General features: G+C 65.1%; 20 protein-coding genes. 14 read left to right on the top strand and 6 right to left on the bottom strand.

Annotated features, from left to right (window positions below):
• Nucleotides 1-19 precede the first annotated feature (19 nt).
• Nucleotides 20-940, top strand: coding sequence for a TIGR03571 family LLM class oxidoreductase (locus tag AB7C87_RS06140; protein ID WP_369728547.1), 921 nt, complete (start codon nt 20-22; stop codon nt 938-940).
• Nucleotides 941-1,007: 67 nt separating this feature from the next.
• Here AB7C87_RS06140 and solA read toward each other — a convergent pair whose 3' ends face one another.
• The 3 genes from solA to AB7C87_RS06125 form a co-directional block, all read right to left on the bottom strand.
• A complete protein-coding gene (gene solA / locus AB7C87_RS06135; RefSeq protein WP_369728546.1) occupies nt 1,008-2,138 on the bottom strand; it encodes an N-methyl-L-tryptophan oxidase in 1,131 nt (376 codons plus the stop codon).
• Nucleotides 2,139-2,307: 169 nt separating this feature from the next.
• Nucleotides 2,308-2,709, bottom strand: a complete 402-nt coding sequence (locus AB7C87_RS06130) for a hypothetical protein (RefSeq protein ID WP_369728545.1) — start codon at nt 2,707-2,709, stop codon at nt 2,308-2,310.
• Between the two features lie 178 nt (nt 2,710-2,887).
• The gene (locus AB7C87_RS06125; protein ID WP_369728544.1) at nt 2,888-3,316 is read right to left on the bottom strand and encodes a DUF5807 family protein; all 429 of its coding nucleotides are present in this window, start codon (nt 3,314-3,316) and stop codon (nt 2,888-2,890) included.
• Nucleotides 3,317-3,778: 462 nt separating this feature from the next.
• Here AB7C87_RS06125 and AB7C87_RS06120 point away from each other — a divergent pair, with 462 nt between their 5' ends.
• Nucleotides 3,779-4,267 (top strand): helix-turn-helix transcriptional regulator, encoded by a 489-nt coding sequence (locus AB7C87_RS06120; RefSeq protein WP_369728543.1) that lies wholly within the window; start codon nt 3,779-3,781, stop codon nt 4,265-4,267.
• A 225-nt stretch (nt 4,268-4,492) separates the two neighbouring features.
• Here the strand turns inward: AB7C87_RS06120 and AB7C87_RS06115 are convergent, their stop codons facing one another.
• Both AB7C87_RS06115 and AB7C87_RS06110 read right to left on the bottom strand, forming a co-directional pair.
• Nucleotides 4,493-4,930: a DUF7112 family protein gene (locus AB7C87_RS06115; RefSeq protein WP_369728542.1), complete on the bottom strand. Its 438-nt coding sequence runs from the start codon at nt 4,928-4,930 to the stop codon at nt 4,493-4,495.
• Between the two features lie 18 nt (nt 4,931-4,948).
• Entirely contained in the window at nt 4,949-5,338 is a 390-nt protein-coding gene (locus tag AB7C87_RS06110) for a 30S ribosomal protein S6e (RefSeq protein ID WP_369728540.1), read from the bottom strand.
• Nucleotides 5,339-5,452: 114 nt separating this feature from the next.
• On the opposite strand from AB7C87_RS06110, the gene AB7C87_RS06105 reads away from it, so the two are divergent.
• The 5 genes from AB7C87_RS06105 to AB7C87_RS06085 all read left to right on the top strand — a co-directional run bounded on the left by AB7C87_RS06105 (nt 5,453) and on the right by AB7C87_RS06085 (nt 8,358).
• Entirely contained in the window at nt 5,453-5,731 is a 279-nt protein-coding gene (locus AB7C87_RS06105; RefSeq protein ID WP_369728539.1) for a WNWW family protein, read from the top strand.
• A gap of 53 nt (nt 5,732-5,784) precedes the next feature.
• Nucleotides 5,785-6,450: a TetR/AcrR family transcriptional regulator gene (locus tag AB7C87_RS06100; protein WP_369728538.1), complete on the top strand. Its 666-nt coding sequence runs from the start codon at nt 5,785-5,787 to the stop codon at nt 6,448-6,450.
• Between the two features lie 24 nt (nt 6,451-6,474).
• Nucleotides 6,475-7,425, top strand: coding sequence for a polyprenyl synthetase family protein (locus AB7C87_RS06095; RefSeq protein ID WP_369728537.1), 951 nt, complete (start codon nt 6,475-6,477; stop codon nt 7,423-7,425).
• Nucleotides 7,418-7,762 carry a hypothetical protein gene (locus tag AB7C87_RS06090; protein WP_369728535.1) on the top strand — a complete coding sequence of 115 codons (345 nt, stop codon included), beginning with the start codon at nt 7,418-7,420 and terminating at the stop codon, nt 7,760-7,762. Before AB7C87_RS06095 ends, AB7C87_RS06090 begins: the two co-directional genes overlap by 8 nt.
• A gap of 182 nt (nt 7,763-7,944) precedes the next feature.
• Nucleotides 7,945-8,358, top strand: coding sequence for an SHOCT domain-containing protein (locus AB7C87_RS06085; RefSeq protein ID WP_369728534.1), 414 nt, complete (start codon nt 7,945-7,947; stop codon nt 8,356-8,358).
• Between the two features lie 33 nt (nt 8,359-8,391).
• Here the strand turns inward: AB7C87_RS06085 and AB7C87_RS06080 are convergent, their stop codons facing one another.
• The gene (locus tag AB7C87_RS06080) at nt 8,392-9,702 is read right to left on the bottom strand and encodes a molybdopterin molybdotransferase MoeA (RefSeq protein WP_369728532.1); all 1,311 of its coding nucleotides are present in this window, start codon (nt 9,700-9,702) and stop codon (nt 8,392-8,394) included.
• A gap of 117 nt (nt 9,703-9,819) precedes the next feature.
• Here AB7C87_RS06080 and AB7C87_RS06075 point away from each other — a divergent pair, with 117 nt between their 5' ends.
• From AB7C87_RS06075 to AB7C87_RS06045, 7 genes are all read left to right on the top strand, one after another.
• A complete protein-coding gene (locus AB7C87_RS06075) occupies nt 9,820-10,194 on the top strand; it encodes a hypothetical protein (protein ID WP_369728530.1) in 375 nt (124 codons plus the stop codon).
• Nucleotides 10,195-10,370: 176 nt separating this feature from the next.
• Complete coding sequence (locus AB7C87_RS06070) at nt 10,371-10,844, top strand: Hsp20/alpha crystallin family protein (protein WP_369728529.1); 474 nt, start codon at nt 10,371-10,373, stop codon at nt 10,842-10,844.
• A 6-nt stretch (nt 10,845-10,850) separates the two neighbouring features.
• On the top strand, nt 10,851-12,578 hold the full coding sequence (locus tag AB7C87_RS06065; RefSeq protein ID WP_369728899.1) for an ABC1 kinase family protein: 1,728 nt from the start codon (nt 10,851-10,853) through the stop codon (nt 12,576-12,578).
• Between the two features lie 103 nt (nt 12,579-12,681).
• The gene (locus AB7C87_RS06060; RefSeq protein ID WP_369728528.1) at nt 12,682-13,770 is read left to right on the top strand and encodes a hypothetical protein; all 1,089 of its coding nucleotides are present in this window, start codon (nt 12,682-12,684) and stop codon (nt 13,768-13,770) included.
• A gap of 170 nt (nt 13,771-13,940) precedes the next feature.
• On the top strand, nt 13,941-15,131 hold the full coding sequence (locus AB7C87_RS06055; protein ID WP_369728527.1) for a COG1361 family protein: 1,191 nt from the start codon (nt 13,941-13,943) through the stop codon (nt 15,129-15,131).
• Nucleotides 15,128-15,790 (top strand): ABC transporter ATP-binding protein, encoded by a 663-nt coding sequence (locus AB7C87_RS06050; protein WP_369728526.1) that lies wholly within the window; start codon nt 15,128-15,130, stop codon nt 15,788-15,790. Before AB7C87_RS06055 ends, AB7C87_RS06050 begins: the two co-directional genes overlap by 4 nt.
• Nucleotides 15,790-16,935, top strand: coding sequence for an ABC transporter permease (locus AB7C87_RS06045; protein ID WP_369728525.1), 1,146 nt, complete (start codon nt 15,790-15,792; stop codon nt 16,933-16,935). The genes AB7C87_RS06050 and AB7C87_RS06045 overlap by 1 nt, the downstream gene beginning before the upstream one ends.
• Nucleotides 16,936-16,959: the final 24 nt, after the last annotated feature.

Genomic DNA, 16,959 nt, shown 5'->3' with positions numbered 1-16,959 from the left:
GCGCGGATAGCGAGACCGAATGAGCGACGGACACGAGAACGTCGGCTACCGACGACTGTTCGAGTCGGACGAACTGACGTTCGGCGCCGGCTTCCCGCTGACCGCCACGAATCGCTCGAGGCCGGACGTCTCCGAGGAAACCCGGCTGGCTCGTCACGCCGAGGACGCCGGCTTCGACGCACTGTGGGCGCGGGACGTCCCGACCGACTGGCCGAAATTCGGCGACGCGGGCCAGACGTTCGACACCTGGCCGTGGCTCTCACACGTCGCGGCCCACACCGACGACGTCGCTTTGGGTACCTCGAGCGTCGTCCTCCCGCTTCGCCACCCGATCCACGTCGCGAAGTCGGCGGCGACCGTCGACCAGCTCTCCGAGGGGCGGCTCGTCCTCGGCGTCGCCTCCGGCGACCGCGACCCCGAGTATCCGGCGTTCGGTGTCGACCGAGAGGATCGCGGCGAGGCGTTCCGCGAGCGCTTCGAAGCGATTCGCGCGTGCTGGCACGAGGAGTTCCCAGAACTCGAGGGCGAGTGGGGAGCCCTCGAGGGCGACCTCGACGTCGTTCCGAAACCGACGACCGAGACAGTCCCGATGTTACCGACCGGGAACGCCCGCCAGTCTCGCGAGTGGATCGCGGATCGCGGCGACGGCTGGCTGTTCTACCACCTCCCGGAGCCGACACTCGAGTCCTACGTCGCCGACTGGCGCGACCTCGCCGGCGAGAAGCCGTTCGCCATCGCGGTCCGCGTCGCGTTCGCGGACGACCCGACCGCCGACCCCGAACACCTGCATCTCGGCTACCGGGCGGGCGTCGAGTGGCTCCGGAAGTACTTCGAACGGCTCGAGGGCTACGGACTGGATCACGTCATCGTCGGCCTCGAGGACGGGGACAGCGAACGGGCGCTGTCGACGTTCGCCGACGAGATCATCGGGGAGTTCTGAACGTCGGGCCGGGTATCGTCCGCCGGTCGGCGGGAGAAACACCCTCGACAGTCGCCGTTCCGCGCGATCACTCGAAGCGATCGAGCGAGAACAGGTCGATATCGTGGTCGGTCTCGTCCTCGAGTGCGAGGTCGGCGAGGATCTCGCCGACGACGCTGGCGAACTTGAAGCCGTGGCCCGAAAAGCCCGCGCCGACTGCGACCTGGGGGTGGTCGGGAAGCGTATCGAGGACGAAGTGGTCGTCCGGTGTGTTCGTAAAGAGACAGGTTTGGAGGCGCATCGTCGGGCCGGCGCCGGTCGGGAAGTACTCCTCGGCGAACCCGCGAAGGAGTCGTTCGTCCGCCTGGGTCGCCTCGCGCTCGAAGGCGTCAGGATCGACGGTCTCCTCGCGGTGGTTGTAGCGACCGAACTTGAACCCGGGCACGCCGAAGACCGGGAAGCCGTAGAACCGCCCCTCCGGAACCTGGAGGTTCCAGACGGGGAACCGCTCGGGTGCGAACTGCTCGGGTTCGGTCGGCTGGAGCCACGCGAGCACCTGCCGTTCGGGGACGGCGAGGCCCTCGAGTTCGTCCACGAATCGCGCCGCCCACGCGCCCGCGGTGATCACGAGCCGGTCGGCCTCGTAGGCGCCGTGGTCGGTCTCGACGCGGACGCCGCCGTCGGTTGGCCGCCAGTCGACGACGCGCTCGCGGGCGCGGATCGTCGCCCCGTCGCGGTGGGCCCGGTTGACGTGTGCGACGGTACACTCCTCTGGGCGCAAAAACCCGCCCTGGGGCTGATAGAGCGCCTCGTACCCCTCCGGTAACCGATATCCTGGGAACCGGTCGGTGAGTTCCGAACTCGAGAGGAGATCGTACTCGAGGTCGTATTCGGCACAGGATTGCTTCGAGTTCTCGACGAGTGGGTTGCCCTCGGGACCGGCGTCGATCGAGCCGGTCTGGTACAGCAGCTGGCTGTCGTGGTCTGCCTCGAGGTCGTACCACAGCTCCTGGGCACGCTGGAGCAGTGGGACGTACGCCGGGTGTTCGAAGTACGCGAGCCGAAAGACGCGGCTGAGGCCGTGTGAGGAGCCGTAATTGTGTGGGATGTCGTATCGTTCCAATCCGAGGACGTCGACGCCGCGGTCAGCGAGGTGGGCGACCGTTGCACTTCCCATGCCGCCGACCCCGAGCACGATCACGTCGTACCGTTCGCTCATGGGGGTGCCTACGTCCGGCCCCTCGAAAACCCTTGCTCATACGGAACCCTGCGTCTGCTTATACTGTCGGGCAAAACGGTTCACACATCGATCGCATGCGAACGGCCGTCGCCGTCAGCGACGAGCCGTGAGACCCGATTGCGTGTTCACAGACTGTTGTCCGACGGTATTACTCGTCCCGGCGAGCGCGCTCGCGCAGTCGCCGTTTCTGCCGGCGTTCGGTCACGTGGTCGACTCCGTCGGCCAGCTCCGCGCGTACCGTCTTTTCGAAATCGTCGACGTCTTCGAGAAACTCGGTCGAAAACTCCTCGACCAGTTCGAACGTCCACTGGTCGCTAATCGCTCCCGCGGGCAAGTGGTCGTCCCTGAGTTCGTCGGCCCACTCGTCGTGACCCGCCGATCGCAGGGCCTCTTGTGCGTCGCTCATGCGGTCCATGGCGTGACCGAGCTGGTGGTGGAACTCGAGCAAGGAGCCGTACGAGCGGTGAACGTATTCGATTCCTACCTGCAGATCGTGTAACGCTTGCTGTTCGGATTCGCTCAACTCGAGATCGTCGGGATCGGTGCTCACGGGCTATCGACGACGGCGGGGAAGTTATAGTCGCCACTGCACGTCGTTGTCCATCTGATCACCGATCCGTCCGGCGATCAGTGTGTACATCGTTGCAGTTGTTACGATAGTGTCTGTTGTTGCGATAGTCGTTTCAGGGGGGCTGGTGAAATCCGTTTAGCGGATTGCTCTTTCGGCGTTAGCGCTGGGAAACGTTCCACCGATCCGAGTACGCCGTGCCACAGCGACACTGCGCGTAGGCGTGGATCACGTCGCCTTCGGCGTAGATTCCGCCCACGTCTTCGTTACGTTCCTCGGCGAACGCGAAGACGAACTGCGGGACGTGATCGTCGTCGTCCGGCGCCTCCGGACACCGTCCGCCAGTGAGGTCGTCGTCGATCTCTCCCTCGAGGCTCATCGCGGATTGGGCGAACTCCATCGCCCCAGTTCCGGTCGCCGCCTGAAAGGCGTTTCTCCCGCGTTCGCCGTCAACGACGATCAACACGCCGCCTTCGACGTCGGTCCCGAACTGTCCTAACCGATCGTCGGAGACGTACGATTCGGCGAGAAAGAGCGCGACGTCGTCGGGTCGTTCGCCGGCGAGAAACTCTTCACGAGGTGTGCTCATAATCGACGTTGCCGGTGGAGGCGGAAAAAGGGCGTCGTTCACCTCGACCGAACCGTGATCGATCACTGCAGGCCGATGTACCTACTATAGCCTTCGGCCATTACTACTGGGTTTGGAAGAATGCCAGAAGCGTTGTCCTACTCGGCCGGAACTGTTATGTTGGCTCGACATTCCTGGACTATACTGGACATGAGGCCAATAATTGGAGATAATAATGGGCATGTGGGTTATTTTCACTCCCGGATAAACTCTTGTGTCCGATCATCATTCCATCTTCCGTTATTGTTTCCTCTCAAATCGGTTGATTTAGTGGAAATCGGTACGGTTGGTTCCCTGTCGTTTAATAGTCGGTAGTTCCAGCAATCCAGTAGTCGTGAATGGGATCACGTCACATGGTCGCCGACGGTGTGGGATCAGTGGCGGGTGAACGCCCACTCACGGAACCCCCAGCAGTGATCGTCAATGCGTGAGGATGCAACCATCACGGAATCCGTTCTCGAGGCGCTCTCGAGGGCGAGCACGGACGGACCGTCGGAATCGTACTCGCTCGGCGCGTCGGACGCGACCGACCAGAGAGAGCGTGAACTCGACGAACTACTGTCGCAAGTCGACGGCGCGTTGCCGACCGATGAGCTGCAGTTCGACGAAGCCATCGTCAAGGAGAACGTCGACGAGATCCTTCTGATGCTCATCGCACTCCGAGAGGGTGCTCACGGCGAACAGTTGATCTCGGACGTCGCTCGCTTTTTCGGAACCGAACTGAGTCCGGGCACGATCTATCCGTCTCTACACGACCTAGAGGAGGAGGACGTGCTATCGATGCATGCGAAAGTGCGAACGAAGGAGTACTCGGTCGCCGACGAGGAGTTCGTCCGTTCGTCGCTCGAGCGGTCGATGATCCAGCACCTGGCGTTCGGTCTGTTGATGTACGCGTACCTCTCGCGGTACTGATCGGTTCGAACGAGACGCTGTCCGTCGGTTCCGGCGCAGTCGCGGGCCATCTCCGAGAGGGGATCGGTCCGGACGACGGTCCGTCTCATACGGATTACTGTCCCGATGTCCCGGCGGTGAGTCGAGCCGTGTGAGACGAGTCTCGGTGGAGGAGTGTAGCGAGTCAACCGTTGCAACCGCGACCCGGGCGGCGGTTGCGCCGGAACTGACTGACAGGAAATCGTCTCAGGAGTCCTCGAGGTTTCTCGCGATCTCGCTCAGCGAATCGCTCGGCGGCTCGACGGCGTCGTAGTAGACCGTCTCGCCCGGCTCTCGCAACCCGTAGAGAAACTCCGGTTCGACGACGTCGATCAGAACCGAGCCGCCGACGCGGACGGCAGAATCGTCGACCCACGCGGCCAGCCGGTCGACGTCACCGGCGGGACTCCGGGCCGAATCCGGGGTCTCGTAGATACCGTTGATGGTGAGGTCGTCACCCGTCAACGCCCGCTCGGCGCGGCCGAACAGTCGGTCACGGTCGACGACGATCCGAACGACGTCGTCGGCCGGAAACGCGTCGCGGTCGCCGGTCGGAACGTCGAGTCGGACGCCGGTCGTCGTCTCCGTACACGTCGCTCGAACCGTCCGCACCGAGGGATGGTCACTCGAGATTCGATCTGCCATAAGCGGGAAGAACGGGGATTACTCGTCGCCGCTGAGCAGTTCGTCGACATCGGTGCTTCCACGGCCGACGATCGAGGCGTTGATCTGTGCGACTGCATCGGAGATTTCGCCGCCACGGACCGTGATTCGTCGGCGCTCGCCGTCGCGCTGTGGGTGGTATCCGGTCTGGCGTCCCTTCATCAGGACCTCGGTCAGGTTCGGCCCCTGAACCTCGCCGTTGAGCGGTCGGCCGGCATCGTCCGAGCCGCCCGTGATCTCGAGCGTGTAGCCGTCGAGTCCGACCGCACCGCCGTCGACCTCCTCGCCGATCGAGCGGCCGATAAACCGGTTTGCATCCTGTTCTTCCGCCTCGAGCTGGTAGGACGACCCCGACTCGGGGTCGCCAACGACGACAGTGAAACTTGCCATGACCGACGGAAGACGGTCGCCGCTCAAAAGAACATCGTTTCAGCCCGAACGGTTTCCACCCCTCGAGCGTCGGCGACTCGAACAGTCAAGTACGTTGCCCGCCTATCCTCGGTCGTGTTCATCGATCCCGACCGCCTCGAGAGGCGCCTCCGCGAGGAGTTCGGCGGCACCGGCGGCGAGGCGCGAGTCGTCGTCCGCCAGGCCGTCGACCTCGCGGACTCGGGAGCGTACGCCGACGACGTCGGCGTTCCCCTGACGGCGGAGGTCGTCGTCGAGGAGCTATCCGACGCACCCGACGGTACCCCCGCCGAGCGATGGAACTGGTGGATCGGCTCGCTCGAGGTCGCCTACGGCGAGTACGGTCGGTTCGGGATCCGCCAGTTTCGCAAGTGACAGCCCGAAGAAACGAAACGACTTTTATCCGTTCCTGACCAATGGGTCAGCTAGTGACCGACCCGGACGTTCGAGAAGAGATCATGACCGCGACCTACGAGGCGCTGTGCGAGCACGGCTACACCGAATTAACAGCACAGGACATCGCCGACAAGACGGACAAGAGTAAGTCTCTCCTGTTCTATCACTACGACTCGAAGGAGGATCTCGTCGCCGACTTCCTCGATTACCTGCTCGAGGTGATCGACGAACGAGTCACCGAGTTCCAGTCGGCTGACCCGGTCGAGCGCCTCGCGCTGTTCGTCGACTGGTTTCTCTACGGCTCCGGCGACGGGGATCGCCAATCGTTCCATACGGCGATGCTCGAACTCCGGACTCAGGCGCCGTACAACGACCGGTACCGCGAGCAACTTCGGCGAAGCGACGACCGACTCCGTGTCGCCCTCGAGCGAATCCTCGAGGACGGGATCGCCACCGGAGCGTTCGTCGACCACGACCCCGAACTGACAGCCGCGCTTTTGATCGCGGCGATCGACGGCGCACGGATCCGACAGCTTACGCTCGATCGCCAGGCGTACCTCGACGACGTTCGCGCCGCACTCGTCGCGCGAATCTTCGACGAACTGCTGACCGACCCCGCCGACTTTCCGGTCCAAGCGGCGCCGCCACCGGAGACCGATTCCGGCTCGGACGCCGAGACGGCTGAGGACGACTCGTAACCACCATTGGTCTCCGAACCCACCATGAGCGAATACACGACGATACACGACGGACCCGATCACGACGCTCGATCGTTCCGAGATCTCCCTCCTTCGGTTCGAACGATCGTCTCCGACTCTCTCCCGACCCGCGACCGGTGTCTTTCGGTGACGCTCTGTACGCTCGCCGGCGAGGTCGCTCGGAGCGTCGACGGCGATGGAGTCGGGGCGCGAATCGATCGGACGATAGCGCCCGTAAGCGAGGCGGTCTACTCCTTCGACGGATACGTTCGGATTCGGTTCGATCTTCTTTCGGGCGAGCAATACGAACGCGCGGACGCTCGCGACGCCGCGATCCTGGCGAGTGACTATCTTCACGCCGCCGCGTACGCAACGATCGCGGAAACGCCGGTTTCCGACCGCCGATCGCTCGAACTGTACCGTACGCTCGTCTCCGGCTCGACGGCGCTCGCGGCGCAGTTTCTCTCTCGCGCGCCGGAAGCCGGGACCCCGAACGCGACTCGACCCCAGGTCTCGGCCACGGATCGCTGGGACGCGTCGTCACACCCGGACGTCACGCTCGCCGAAACGGCGGCGGCGCTCGGAACGACCGCCGTCGGTGCGACGGCCGAGACGCGGTCGGCGGTCGAACGTTACGCCGGGTCGTTGGCCACGACGCTGTCAGCGAAGCCGTCGGCTCGCGACGACGTGCGTGCAATCGCGATTCGAGCGCTCTCCGTCGCCGGGGATCAGCCTCGTGTGGCCGATGACCGACGAAACGGCGAGGAACATCGGCGGAGCGATGAGGGACATCGACGAAGCGGCGAGGGGGAGCCGACGGCGAGCACTCACCACCTCGAGACCGCCAGGGAGGCGATCGAAACCCTTCGACGCCGAGGTGGGACGACGGATCGCCACGAGGGCCACGATCCGATCGATCGTCTCGAGAGGGCAACACGCATCCCGTTCGAGCGCGTAGCCGATACCGATGGCTGAGCTAACGCGACCGGTCTGGCTGGCGTACCCGCTGACGGCGATCGCCGCCGGACTGGGTCACTGTTACGTCGGCCGATGGAAGCGGGGGGCGATCTGGTTCGCCCTCTACGTTCTCGCGCTTGCGTTCCTGAGCGCGCGCACACTCTCCGGTGCGTTCGAGCCCGGCGAGCCGTTCGTCGTCACTGCCTTGCAGTTCGAGAGCGTCGAGTACGTAGACGTCGCCGTTCCCCTCGCCGTCTTGCTCGTCTGCATACTCGACGTCTATCTCATCGGGCTGACCGAACGCACGGGAGCGACCGTCGGCTCCCCCGACGAACCGCGTTCGAACGGGTCTTAATCCGCGTCGACGGACGTTGGGAGCCGAGCGACCGACTGCTCGAGGCCGCCACCAGGAGTTACGAGCCGACCAGCACGCCGCTCGAGGTCGTCGCCGTTCGGTCACGCCACTCGAGACGTCCCTCGACGCGGCGACGATCGGGGACGCGGGGCGTTTTTGTGTCCGCCGCTCGAACAACCGGTATGGGCCGCCTCAGCACGTTCCTCCTCAAGGGCCTGGGTCTGTTCCTCCTCGGAGTGATCGCCCTCTTCGTCGCCTGGACGATCCTCAGTACCGTCGTTTCCATCGTCGTCTCGTTGCTCGTCACGGTTGCCGTCCTCGGTGCGATCGCACTCGCGGCCTACGGGCTATTCTCGTTGCTCCGTGGCGACGACGACCAGAACAGCGTCGAGACCACACCGATCGGCCGGTCACTCGAGAGCCGCGAACGCGACGCCGCTCCGGCCGATCCCGAACGTCGCGCCCGGTCTCGGTACGTCGACGGCGAGATCGACGAGGCGGAACTCGAGCGCGAACTCGATCGATTGCTCGAGGAAGACGACGGCGCTGACGGGCGCTCGTCCCGTTCGCGCTCCCGGGATCTCGATCGGCGCTGACGGACTCGGATTCGGTTCGAGACGCCGGGTCGATCACGCGTTCGGTTCCCAGTTTTCGACGGCGACGGTCTCCCCCGCCGGGATCCCTTCTCGGTCGTCGTCGACGACGACCCACCCGTCCGCGAGCGCGACCGAAGAGAGCACGCCCGAGCCGCTGGCTCGCGTCGGAATCGCGCGGAAGTCCGGCTCGCCCTCCTCGCGTTCGGTATCGTCGCTTCCAGCCTGGCTTTCCTCGAGTCGGACGCGGGCGAACGTCCGGGTGCCGGGCTCGCTGGGAATCTTTCGATCGAGAACCGCCTGGGTCGTCGGATGCGGGGCGGGGACTGTCCCCTCGAGCCACCGCAGGGTCGGCCGAAGGAACTGGACGGCGTTGACGATGCAGGCGACCGGGTAGCCGGGAAGCGCGAGAACGGGGGTGTCTTCGACGATCCCCAGACAGACCGGATGACCCGGTTTGAGCCCGACGCCGTGGACGAGCACGTCGCCGAGGTCGTCGACCACCTCCGGGAGGAGGTCGCGTTGGCCGACCGAGGAGCCGCCGGTCGTGACCACGACGTCTTTCGTCAGGTCGCGTTGGATGGCGACTCGAAGCGAGTCGGGATCGTCGGTGACGACGTCGCGGTAGGTCGCTTGGCCGCCCCAGCGGTCGACCAGCCGCGAGACGGTGAGGCCGTTGGTCTCGATCACCTCGCCGGGACCGGGATCGCCGGCGACCAGTTCCTCGCCGGTCGGGATCACGCCGACGGTGGGTCGGCGTGCGACCGGCACGCGGGCGTAGCCCGAAGACCGCAAGAGACCGAGATCCGAGGGGCGCAGGCGGTGTCCGGCCTCGTACAACGACTGTCCCTCCTCGACGTCCTCGCCGATCGGCGCGACGTTCTCGCCCCCGGCGACGGCGTCCGCGACCTCGAGTTCGTCCGCCGCCTCGAGTTCGGTCACCCGTTCGATCATCACGACGGCGTCGGCTCCCTCGGGGAGTGCACTGCCGGTGTGGACGCGTGCGGCGGCGCCGGGTTCGACGGCGGCGTCGGCTCCCTGGCCGTCGGCCAACCGCAGGACCTCCGGCGAGCGGTCGCTAGCCCCGAAGGTGTCGGCGGCCCGGACAGCGTAGCCGTCCATCGCCGCCCGCCGGTAGTGTGGGACGTTCCGGCCAGACTCGACGTCCATCGCGAGCACCCGTCCGTCGGCTCGCTCGACGTCGACGGTCTCCGTTCCGACCGGACACGCGGCGCCGTCGCCGGTTTCGCTCCCTTCGATCGCATCCCGTAGAATCCGGCGCGCCTCGTCGACCGGCGTCCGAACCTTGAACCCGGCCTCCGTTCGCTCGCGATCGGCTCCTTTCATACGCTCACTCGAGTCGCCCGACGGCAAAAGCGTGGGGGACTGTTCCCCGTCTTCGGAACCGGCTCGTTCGAGCGTTCGACCAAAGACGATTTCCTCACTGGGCGTGAAATTCAGCGTATGGATAGCTCCGGTCAGCTCACGTCCACGGTCGGCACCGCCCTCGGAGTCGTTCTCGTCGCCCTCGGCGTCAGCGCGTACGTCGTCACCGATTTCGCGAGCGTCACCGCGCTCATTCCCGCCATTTTCGGCGTCCTGATCGCCCTGCTCGGCGTCGCGGGACGACAGTTCGATCGCGGACGGGCGGCCGTCTACGGTATCGGCGCACTCGCCGTCCTCGGCATCCTCGGCTCGGCTCGAGTCGTTCCGGACGCGATCGTGCTGGTGACCGGCGGCGACGTGGATTCTGTCGTCGCGACGGTCTCCCAGAGCGCGATGATCCTCGTCTGTGTCGTTTTGCTCGGCGCGGTCGCAAAGGACGTGCTCGGCCGCTGAGGGGGTTTTCGTCTCCTTTCGTTCACGATCCGTCTTTCACGATCACGTCACGCGCCACCTCCCCGGTCACGTCACGCGCCATCCGCTCGTCTCGTGGCGTCCCGGTCGGCCGAGTGCATGGCCACGAACCCGCCGGTACCGCGGCCTTTTTCGTATCGGCGTTCGAACGTGTATGCATGTCAGCGCTCCGTGATGCGTTGCGGGACCTCTCCGAGGACGTCTTCTTCGATCTGCTCGAGAGCGAGGAGGCCTACCTGCTCGTCCTCGACGTGCCGGGGATCACCGCCGACTCGCTCGAGGTCTCGGTCGAGAACGGTCGCCTCACCATCGACGGTCGTCGGGAGAAAGACCTCCCCGGCGAGTACCGATACCTCGAGGAGAATCGATCGCTGTTCGTGGGCGTCGACCTGCCGCTCCCGCGTGACGCACTCGAAGGGGAGACGGACGTCGCCGTCGAACGTGGTGTCCTCGAGGTCACCATCCCCAAACGGGAGCCGGCGGAGACGACGATCGCCGTCGTCGAGCGTGACGACGGGGACGCAAGCGACGACGGGGAGACGAACGACGACGGGGACGCAAGCGACGCCGGTGTGCGAAGCGGGGAACGCGAGGCCACCGACGGCGCCGACTCCCGAGACGAACCGAGGTGACTCAGGCTGGTCTCCCTGCGCGCGTACAGGCGATTCGTCCTCGTCGCGTGGCAGTTCCTCCCGTTGTTACTCGCCTACGCCCGTGATCGTCGTCGGTTCCTGCTGTTTGGCCGATCGCGAACGGTCGGTCACGCCACCCACCGAAAGCGGGCCGAACTCCTGCTCGAGTCGCTTCTGACCCTCGGGCCGACGTTCATCAAACTCGGCCAACTGCTGTCGGCCAGACCGGACGTCCTGCCGCCGGAGTACATCGACGTGCTCTCGGCGCTTCAAGACGAGGTACCACCGGCCGACTGGCCCGACGCGAAACGGGTGCTCGAGGCGGAACTGGGTGCCGTCGACGAGCGGTTTCTCGAGTTCGACACCGACCCGATCAGCGGTGCCAGCCTCGGACAGGTGTACCGGGCCCGAATCGACGGCGAGGGCGGCGTTTCCGACCACTCCGGGGTGACGACTCGAGACGCCGAGAGCGACCGCATTCGAGAGGTCGCGGTGAAGGTCAGACGACCCGACGTCGAGGAACTCGTCGAGGCGGATCTGCGGGTGATCCACTGGTCGCTTCCGATCCTGCTGTACTTCGTCGACGAGTCCCGCTCGTTCTCGCTCGAGAACCTGGCAGAGGAGTTCTCGAAGACGATCCGCGAGGAGATGGACTACGAACGCGAGGCCGAGATGTTGACCGAGATCCGGACGAACTTCGCCGGCGACGACCGGTTTCTCATCCCCGAGGTCATCGAGAGCCACTCCAACTCGCGCGTGCTCACCATGGAGTACATCGAGGGAACGAAGATCAACGACGTCGAGGAACTCGAGCGACGGGGGATCGACCGCACGAAGGTCGCGGAGAACTTAGAGCGATCCTACCTCCAGATGATCATCGACGACGGCGTCTTTCACGCGGACCCTCACCCCGGCAACCTGGCGGTAACCGACGACGGGAAGATCGTCTTCTACGACTTCGGTATGTCCGGACGGGTCGACGAGTTCATCCAGGGGAAGATCGTCGAGTTCTACATCGCCGTCGCGAACCAGGACATCGACGCGATCCTCGACGCCCTGGTCGAAATCGGTACCTTGAGTCCCGAAGCCGATCGGGCGACGATGGCCGAGGTGATGGAGATCGCCATCCAGGACGCCCGCGGCGAGGACGTCGAACAGTACCGGGTCAACCAAATCATCGGCCAGATCGAGGATTCGATCTACGTCTTCCCGTTTCGGCTCCCGAAGAACCTCGCGCTCGTCCTCCGGGTCGCAACCGTCGTCGAGGGCGTCTGTGTTACTCTCGATCCCGACTTCGACTTCATCTCGACGGCGACCGACTACCTCACCGAACAGGGCTACCGGGAGGAGTCCATCAGACAGTACGTCTCGAAGACGGGTGAAAATCTCCGGCGGAGCGGCGAGTCGCTGACGCGGATCGCGCCGAAAGCCGAACGTGCCCTCGACCGACTCGACCGCGACGACCTCTACGTCCGCATCGGTGTCGAGGACTCCGAGAACGTCTTCGCCAAACTCGCCAAACGGCTGATCTACGGCATGTTGCTCACCATGTCGCTGTTTTCGATGGGCGTCCTCTACGCCCTCGAGGCGCCGCGGGCCGTCGTCGTCGCGGCGGGGTTCTCGCTGATCGTGGCCGTGTTGCTCTATCGAAGCTTCCGCAGGCGCCGACCGACCCGCGTGAAACCGCAGTTCACCCGACAGAGCATGCGACAGCGCGAGCGCGGAAACGAGTGACCGGTGTCCGTCGTCGAAACGGCGTCCGTCGTCGGTGTGGTCGAGCGGTAGCCGCCGCCGTGGTCGTGTGAACACTCTTTTCGTTGGCCCGAGAAAACGGCGTATGGATTACGACCGAATCGCCGACCTTCCCCTCGAGATCGAGTCCGTCTCGACCGAGCGGAAATCGCGCGACACCTCGAGTGAGTTTACCCGCGTGACGACGCTGATCAGTCTCGCCGGACCGGGTGGCGACTCGGCCGACGACCGGTCGTCCGGGATCGGCGAGGACGTCACCTACGAGGCAGACCACCACGACGCGCTGGCGTCGACCGGTCTCCCCGACCTCACAGGCGAGTACACCGTCGACTCGTTCTCGACGCGTCTGGAAGACGTCGATCTCTTCTCGGGGGACGCACCCGACCGCGAGGTCTTTCGAAACTACCGCCGGTGGGGGGTCGAAAGCGCCGCGCTCGACCTCGCGCTCCGGCAGGCCGGAACCGACCTCGCGAGCCGCCTCGAGCGATCGCTCGAGCCCGTGACGTTCGTCGCGAGCACCCGCTTGGGTGATCCGCCGACGGTCGACCGACTCGAGGCGCTGAGAGAACGCGTTCCCGACCTCGCGTTCAAGCTGGATCCGACGCCGTCGTGGGACGAGGAACTGATCGAGGCGATCGGCGAAGCCGTCGGCACGGACGCCATCCGAATCCTCGACCTCAAGGGTCAGTACGAGGGGACCGAGGTGGACGTCCCAACGGACCCCGACCTGTACGAGCGGGTGATCGAGGCGTTTCCCGAGGCCGTCCTCGAGGATCCGGCGCTGACCGACGAGACAGAGCGGCTGTTCGACGATCCCGACGTGCGGTCGCGAACGTCGTGGGACGCTCCGATCCACGGTCTCGAGGACGTCGAGGCGCTCCCCTGGGAGCCGGGCTGGCTGAACGTCAAACCCTCCCGGTTCGGCTCGCTCGAGTCGCTGTTCGAGACGATCGCTCACTGCGACGAGCGCGGGATCCGGCTGTACGGCGGCGGTCAGTTCGAACTCGGCGTCGGCCGCGGACAGCTCCAGACGATCGCCTCGCTGTGCTATCCCGACGGCCCCAACGACGTCGCGCCGCGGGCGTACAACGAGGCGACCGTCGGCGACGGACTGCCAGCCAGCCCGCTCGAGCCGCCTGTCGATCCCGCCGGATTCCGCTGGACTGCAGACTGACGCGAGCCGAACGGTTTGTGGCCAGTGGTGGAATGAGCGGTCACGTCCCCGTTGCGATCCGACCGAGAGCTGTTGGAAGAACAGTAGATTGATGTTCGGCGAATATCATGTACACGAGTACGTGATGCGAATTTCGATCGCAGTTGGTGGCATCTGTGGAGGTCTCTGAGATGAATCACTCTCGAGCGACAATCTCTCTCGCTGTGGTTCTCGTGATTGCTCTCGGTGCGGGGGCGGCGGTCGCGACCGTCGTCGCCGCACAGTCGAACGTCCAGGTCTCGTCGGTGACGGTTTCGCCGGAGGAGCCGACGACCGGCGAGCAGGTCACGCTCGAAACCGAGATCGCGAACTTAGAGAGCAGTAGCGGGCCGGTCGACGTGACAGACGTCTACGTCCGAACGGACGGAAGCGCGGAGACGCACGGACGAGTCGACGACGTGGGGTCGATCGGGCCTGGGGGATCGGTCACTGTTCCGTTGACTACTTCGTTCGATCGGCCCGGAACGAAGACGTTGACCGTCCACGTCGTCGTCGAAGACGACTCCGAGACCCGACGGACCTACCAGTATCCCGTCTCGGTCGACGTCGCCGATCCGACGATCAGAGCGGATCTCTCGATCGGATCGTCGATCAATCAGTCCGGGACGACCCAAGTGGAGCTGACGAACTACGGCAACGTCGAACTCACCGACGTCGAGGTTACGGCATCCGTCGACGGGGAGGTCGTCGACCGGCGGCCGAGCCACGACGTCGATCCCGAATCGAGTCGGACCGTCCGATTCGACACCAACGACCTGGCCGACGAGGAGGTGACGTTCACCGCATCGTACGCGGCGGCCGGCGACGACCACGAAACCGTCACGACTCGGATGATGGATCAGCCGGTCGAAGGCGAGGTCCTCCTCACGGGCGTCGAAACGACCCGGACCGCCGGAGGCGTGACGATCCGCGGCGACGCCGCGAACGTCGGCAACACGGACACCGAATCCGTCCTCGTCCGGATTCCGGACGAAGGTGACGTGAGTCCCGGCTCCTCCGGTGGCGATTACTTCATCGGCTCGATCGACGCAAGCGAGTTCGCCACGTTCGAACTCACCGCCGCGCTCGAGTCGAACGCGTCGACGGTTCCCGTCGAAATCGCCTACATCGTCGACGACGAACGGGTGACGACCGTCCAGGAGGTCGGCGTCGATTCCGGTCAGGCGGCGGCGACGGGCGAACGCGCACAGACGTCGGAGCCACGGGCTGATGGCGGCGGTTCGTCCGGCCTCTTCGGCTTCGTCGGGCTGTTCGGGATCGGGCTGGTGGTCGCCGTCGTCGCTGTCGGTGGCGGCCTCTACTACGTCTGGAACCGCGAATGACCGTCATCGAACTCGAGTCCGTGCTCAAACGCTACGAAAACGGGACCGAGACGGTCGACGCGCTGAAAGGCGTCGACTTCGAGGCCAGCCGCGGCGAGATGGTGACGGTGATCGGTCCCTCCGGATCGGGAAAGAGCACCATGCTCAACATGATCGGATTGCTCGATACGCCGACGAGGGGGGCGATCAGACTCGACGGCAGGGAGGTGACCGACTTTACGGAAGACGAACTCACGGAAGAGCGCCGGTCGGGAATCGGCTTCGTCTTTCAGGACTTTCACCTCCTGCCGATGCTCACCGCGACGGAGAACGTCGAGCTCCCCTCGATGTGGGATACTGCCGTCGACCGCCGCGACCGGGCGGTCGACCTGCTCGGGCGGGTCGGCCTCGAGGATCGACTGAACCACACGCCCGACCAGCTCTCGGGCGGGCAGTGCCAGCGCGTCGCGATCGCGCGCTCGTTGATCAACGAACCGGACATTCTGTTAGCTGACGAGCCGACCGGGAACTTAGATCAGGACACCGGTCGAACGATCCTCGACGAACTGACGCGGCTGAAAGAGGAGGAAAACGTCGCCATCGTCTCGGTAACTCACGACGAGCAGATGGTCGAGTATGCCGACCGCGTCGTCCGGATCGTCGACGGGGTGATCCAGTAGTGCGTATCGCCGACCTGCTGTGGCGGTTCCCGAGCGCGCTCATGGCCTGGCGAAACCTCGGACGGAGTCGGATCCGGACGGCGCTGGCGACGCTCGGGATCGTCATCGGCGTCATCGCGATCGCGTCGCTCGGAATGGCCGGTGCGGCGTTACAGTACCAGGCGACGGCCGATCTCGAGGATCTGACGACAGAAGTGAGTATCTCCAACGGACAGGACAGCGACACCGACGGGGTAACCCCCAGCCAGGTCGAGGAAATCCGCGCGATCGCCGGTACCGCCGAGGTCGCCCCCCAGAAGTCGAATTTCACGACGCTCGAAGCGAGAGGTGGAGGGGAGGCGTTCGTCAGGGTGACCGCGGTCTCGGAGGCTGACGTGATGTACGGCACACCCCGTGGGGAGCCGCCCGACCGGCTCCGATCCGGCGCGTTGATCGATACCGGAACCGCCGAGCAACTCGGCCTCGAAGAGGGAGACCCCGTCGAGTTCGACGGACGACTGTACCGAATCCTCGGGTTCGTCGATTCGAAGCAGGGGTTCGGTGGAATGGGTAACGAAATCGTCTTACCGCCGTCGGCGCTCGCCGATCAGAACAACTACGACTCGGTAACGATCGTCGCCGAGGACGGAGACCAGGCCGGCCAGATCGCGGCGGCGCTCGAGGATCGGTTCAACGACGGGAACGACGAGGAACTGAGCGTCACGAACTACAGCGATATCCAGGAGGAGATCGGTTCGTTCATGAACACGCTGAACCTGGCGTTGCTCGGGATCGGGTCGATCTCGCTCGTCGTCGCGAGCGTCGCCATCCTCAACGTCATGCTCATGAGTACGATCGAGCGACGAGGCGAGATCGGCGTCCTCCGGGCGGTCGGGATCCGTCGCGGCGAGGTGCTTCGGATGATCCTCACGGAGGCGTTGCTCATCGGCGTACTCGGCGGCGCACTCGGGGCGCTTTGCTCGCTCGCCGTCGGGCTCCTGTTGTTCCACGGACTCGTTGGCGACGCGACGGCAGTCTTCACCTGGCAGAGTTCGCAGTATCTCCTGTACGGATTCATGTTCGCGGTGGTCGCGAGCGTGTTGAGCGGGCTGTATCCGGCGTGGAAGGCGGCTAACGACAGACCGGTCGAAGCCCTGCGAGGGTGATCCGGCGCGCCGCGGCCCACTTCG

It is taken from the genome of Natrarchaeobius versutus (assembly GCF_041205745.1).
Classification (GTDB): domain Archaea; phylum Halobacteriota; class Halobacteria; order Halobacteriales; family Natrialbaceae; genus Natrarchaeobius; species Natrarchaeobius versutus.
This window is presented reverse-complemented; position numbering and strand designations above follow the sequence as displayed.

Coding starts and splice junctions, on each gene's coding strand:
- AB7C87_RS06140 (WP_369728547.1), top strand. CDS start 20: ATGAGCGACGGACACGAGAACGTCGGCTACCGACGACTGTTCGAGTCG.
- solA (WP_369728546.1), bottom strand. CDS start 2,138: ATGAGCGAACGGTACGACGTGATCGTGCTCGGGGTCGGCGGCATGGGA.
- AB7C87_RS06125 (WP_369728544.1), bottom strand. CDS start 3,316: ATGAGCACACCTCGTGAAGAGTTTCTCGCCGGCGAACGACCCGACGAC.
- AB7C87_RS06120 (WP_369728543.1), top strand. CDS start 3,779: ATGCGTGAGGATGCAACCATCACGGAATCCGTTCTCGAGGCGCTCTCG.
- AB7C87_RS06115 (WP_369728542.1), bottom strand. CDS start 4,930: ATGGCAGATCGAATCTCGAGTGACCATCCCTCGGTGCGGACGGTTCGA.
- AB7C87_RS06110 (WP_369728540.1), bottom strand. CDS start 5,338: ATGGCAAGTTTCACTGTCGTCGTTGGCGACCCCGAGTCGGGGTCGTCC.
- AB7C87_RS06095 (WP_369728537.1), top strand. CDS start 6,475: ATGAGCGAATACACGACGATACACGACGGACCCGATCACGACGCTCGA.
- AB7C87_RS06090 (WP_369728535.1), top strand. CDS start 7,418: ATGGCTGAGCTAACGCGACCGGTCTGGCTGGCGTACCCGCTGACGGCG.
- AB7C87_RS06085 (WP_369728534.1), top strand. CDS start 7,945: ATGGGCCGCCTCAGCACGTTCCTCCTCAAGGGCCTGGGTCTGTTCCTC.
- AB7C87_RS06080 (WP_369728532.1), bottom strand. CDS start 9,702: ATGAAAGGAGCCGATCGCGAGCGAACGGAGGCCGGGTTCAAGGTTCGG.
- AB7C87_RS06075 (WP_369728530.1), top strand. CDS start 9,820: ATGGATAGCTCCGGTCAGCTCACGTCCACGGTCGGCACCGCCCTCGGA.
- AB7C87_RS06070 (WP_369728529.1), top strand. CDS start 10,371: ATGTCAGCGCTCCGTGATGCGTTGCGGGACCTCTCCGAGGACGTCTTC.
- AB7C87_RS06060 (WP_369728528.1), top strand. CDS start 12,682: ATGGATTACGACCGAATCGCCGACCTTCCCCTCGAGATCGAGTCCGTC.
- AB7C87_RS06055 (WP_369728527.1), top strand. CDS start 13,941: ATGAATCACTCTCGAGCGACAATCTCTCTCGCTGTGGTTCTCGTGATT.
- AB7C87_RS06050 (WP_369728526.1), top strand. CDS start 15,128: ATGACCGTCATCGAACTCGAGTCCGTGCTCAAACGCTACGAAAACGGG.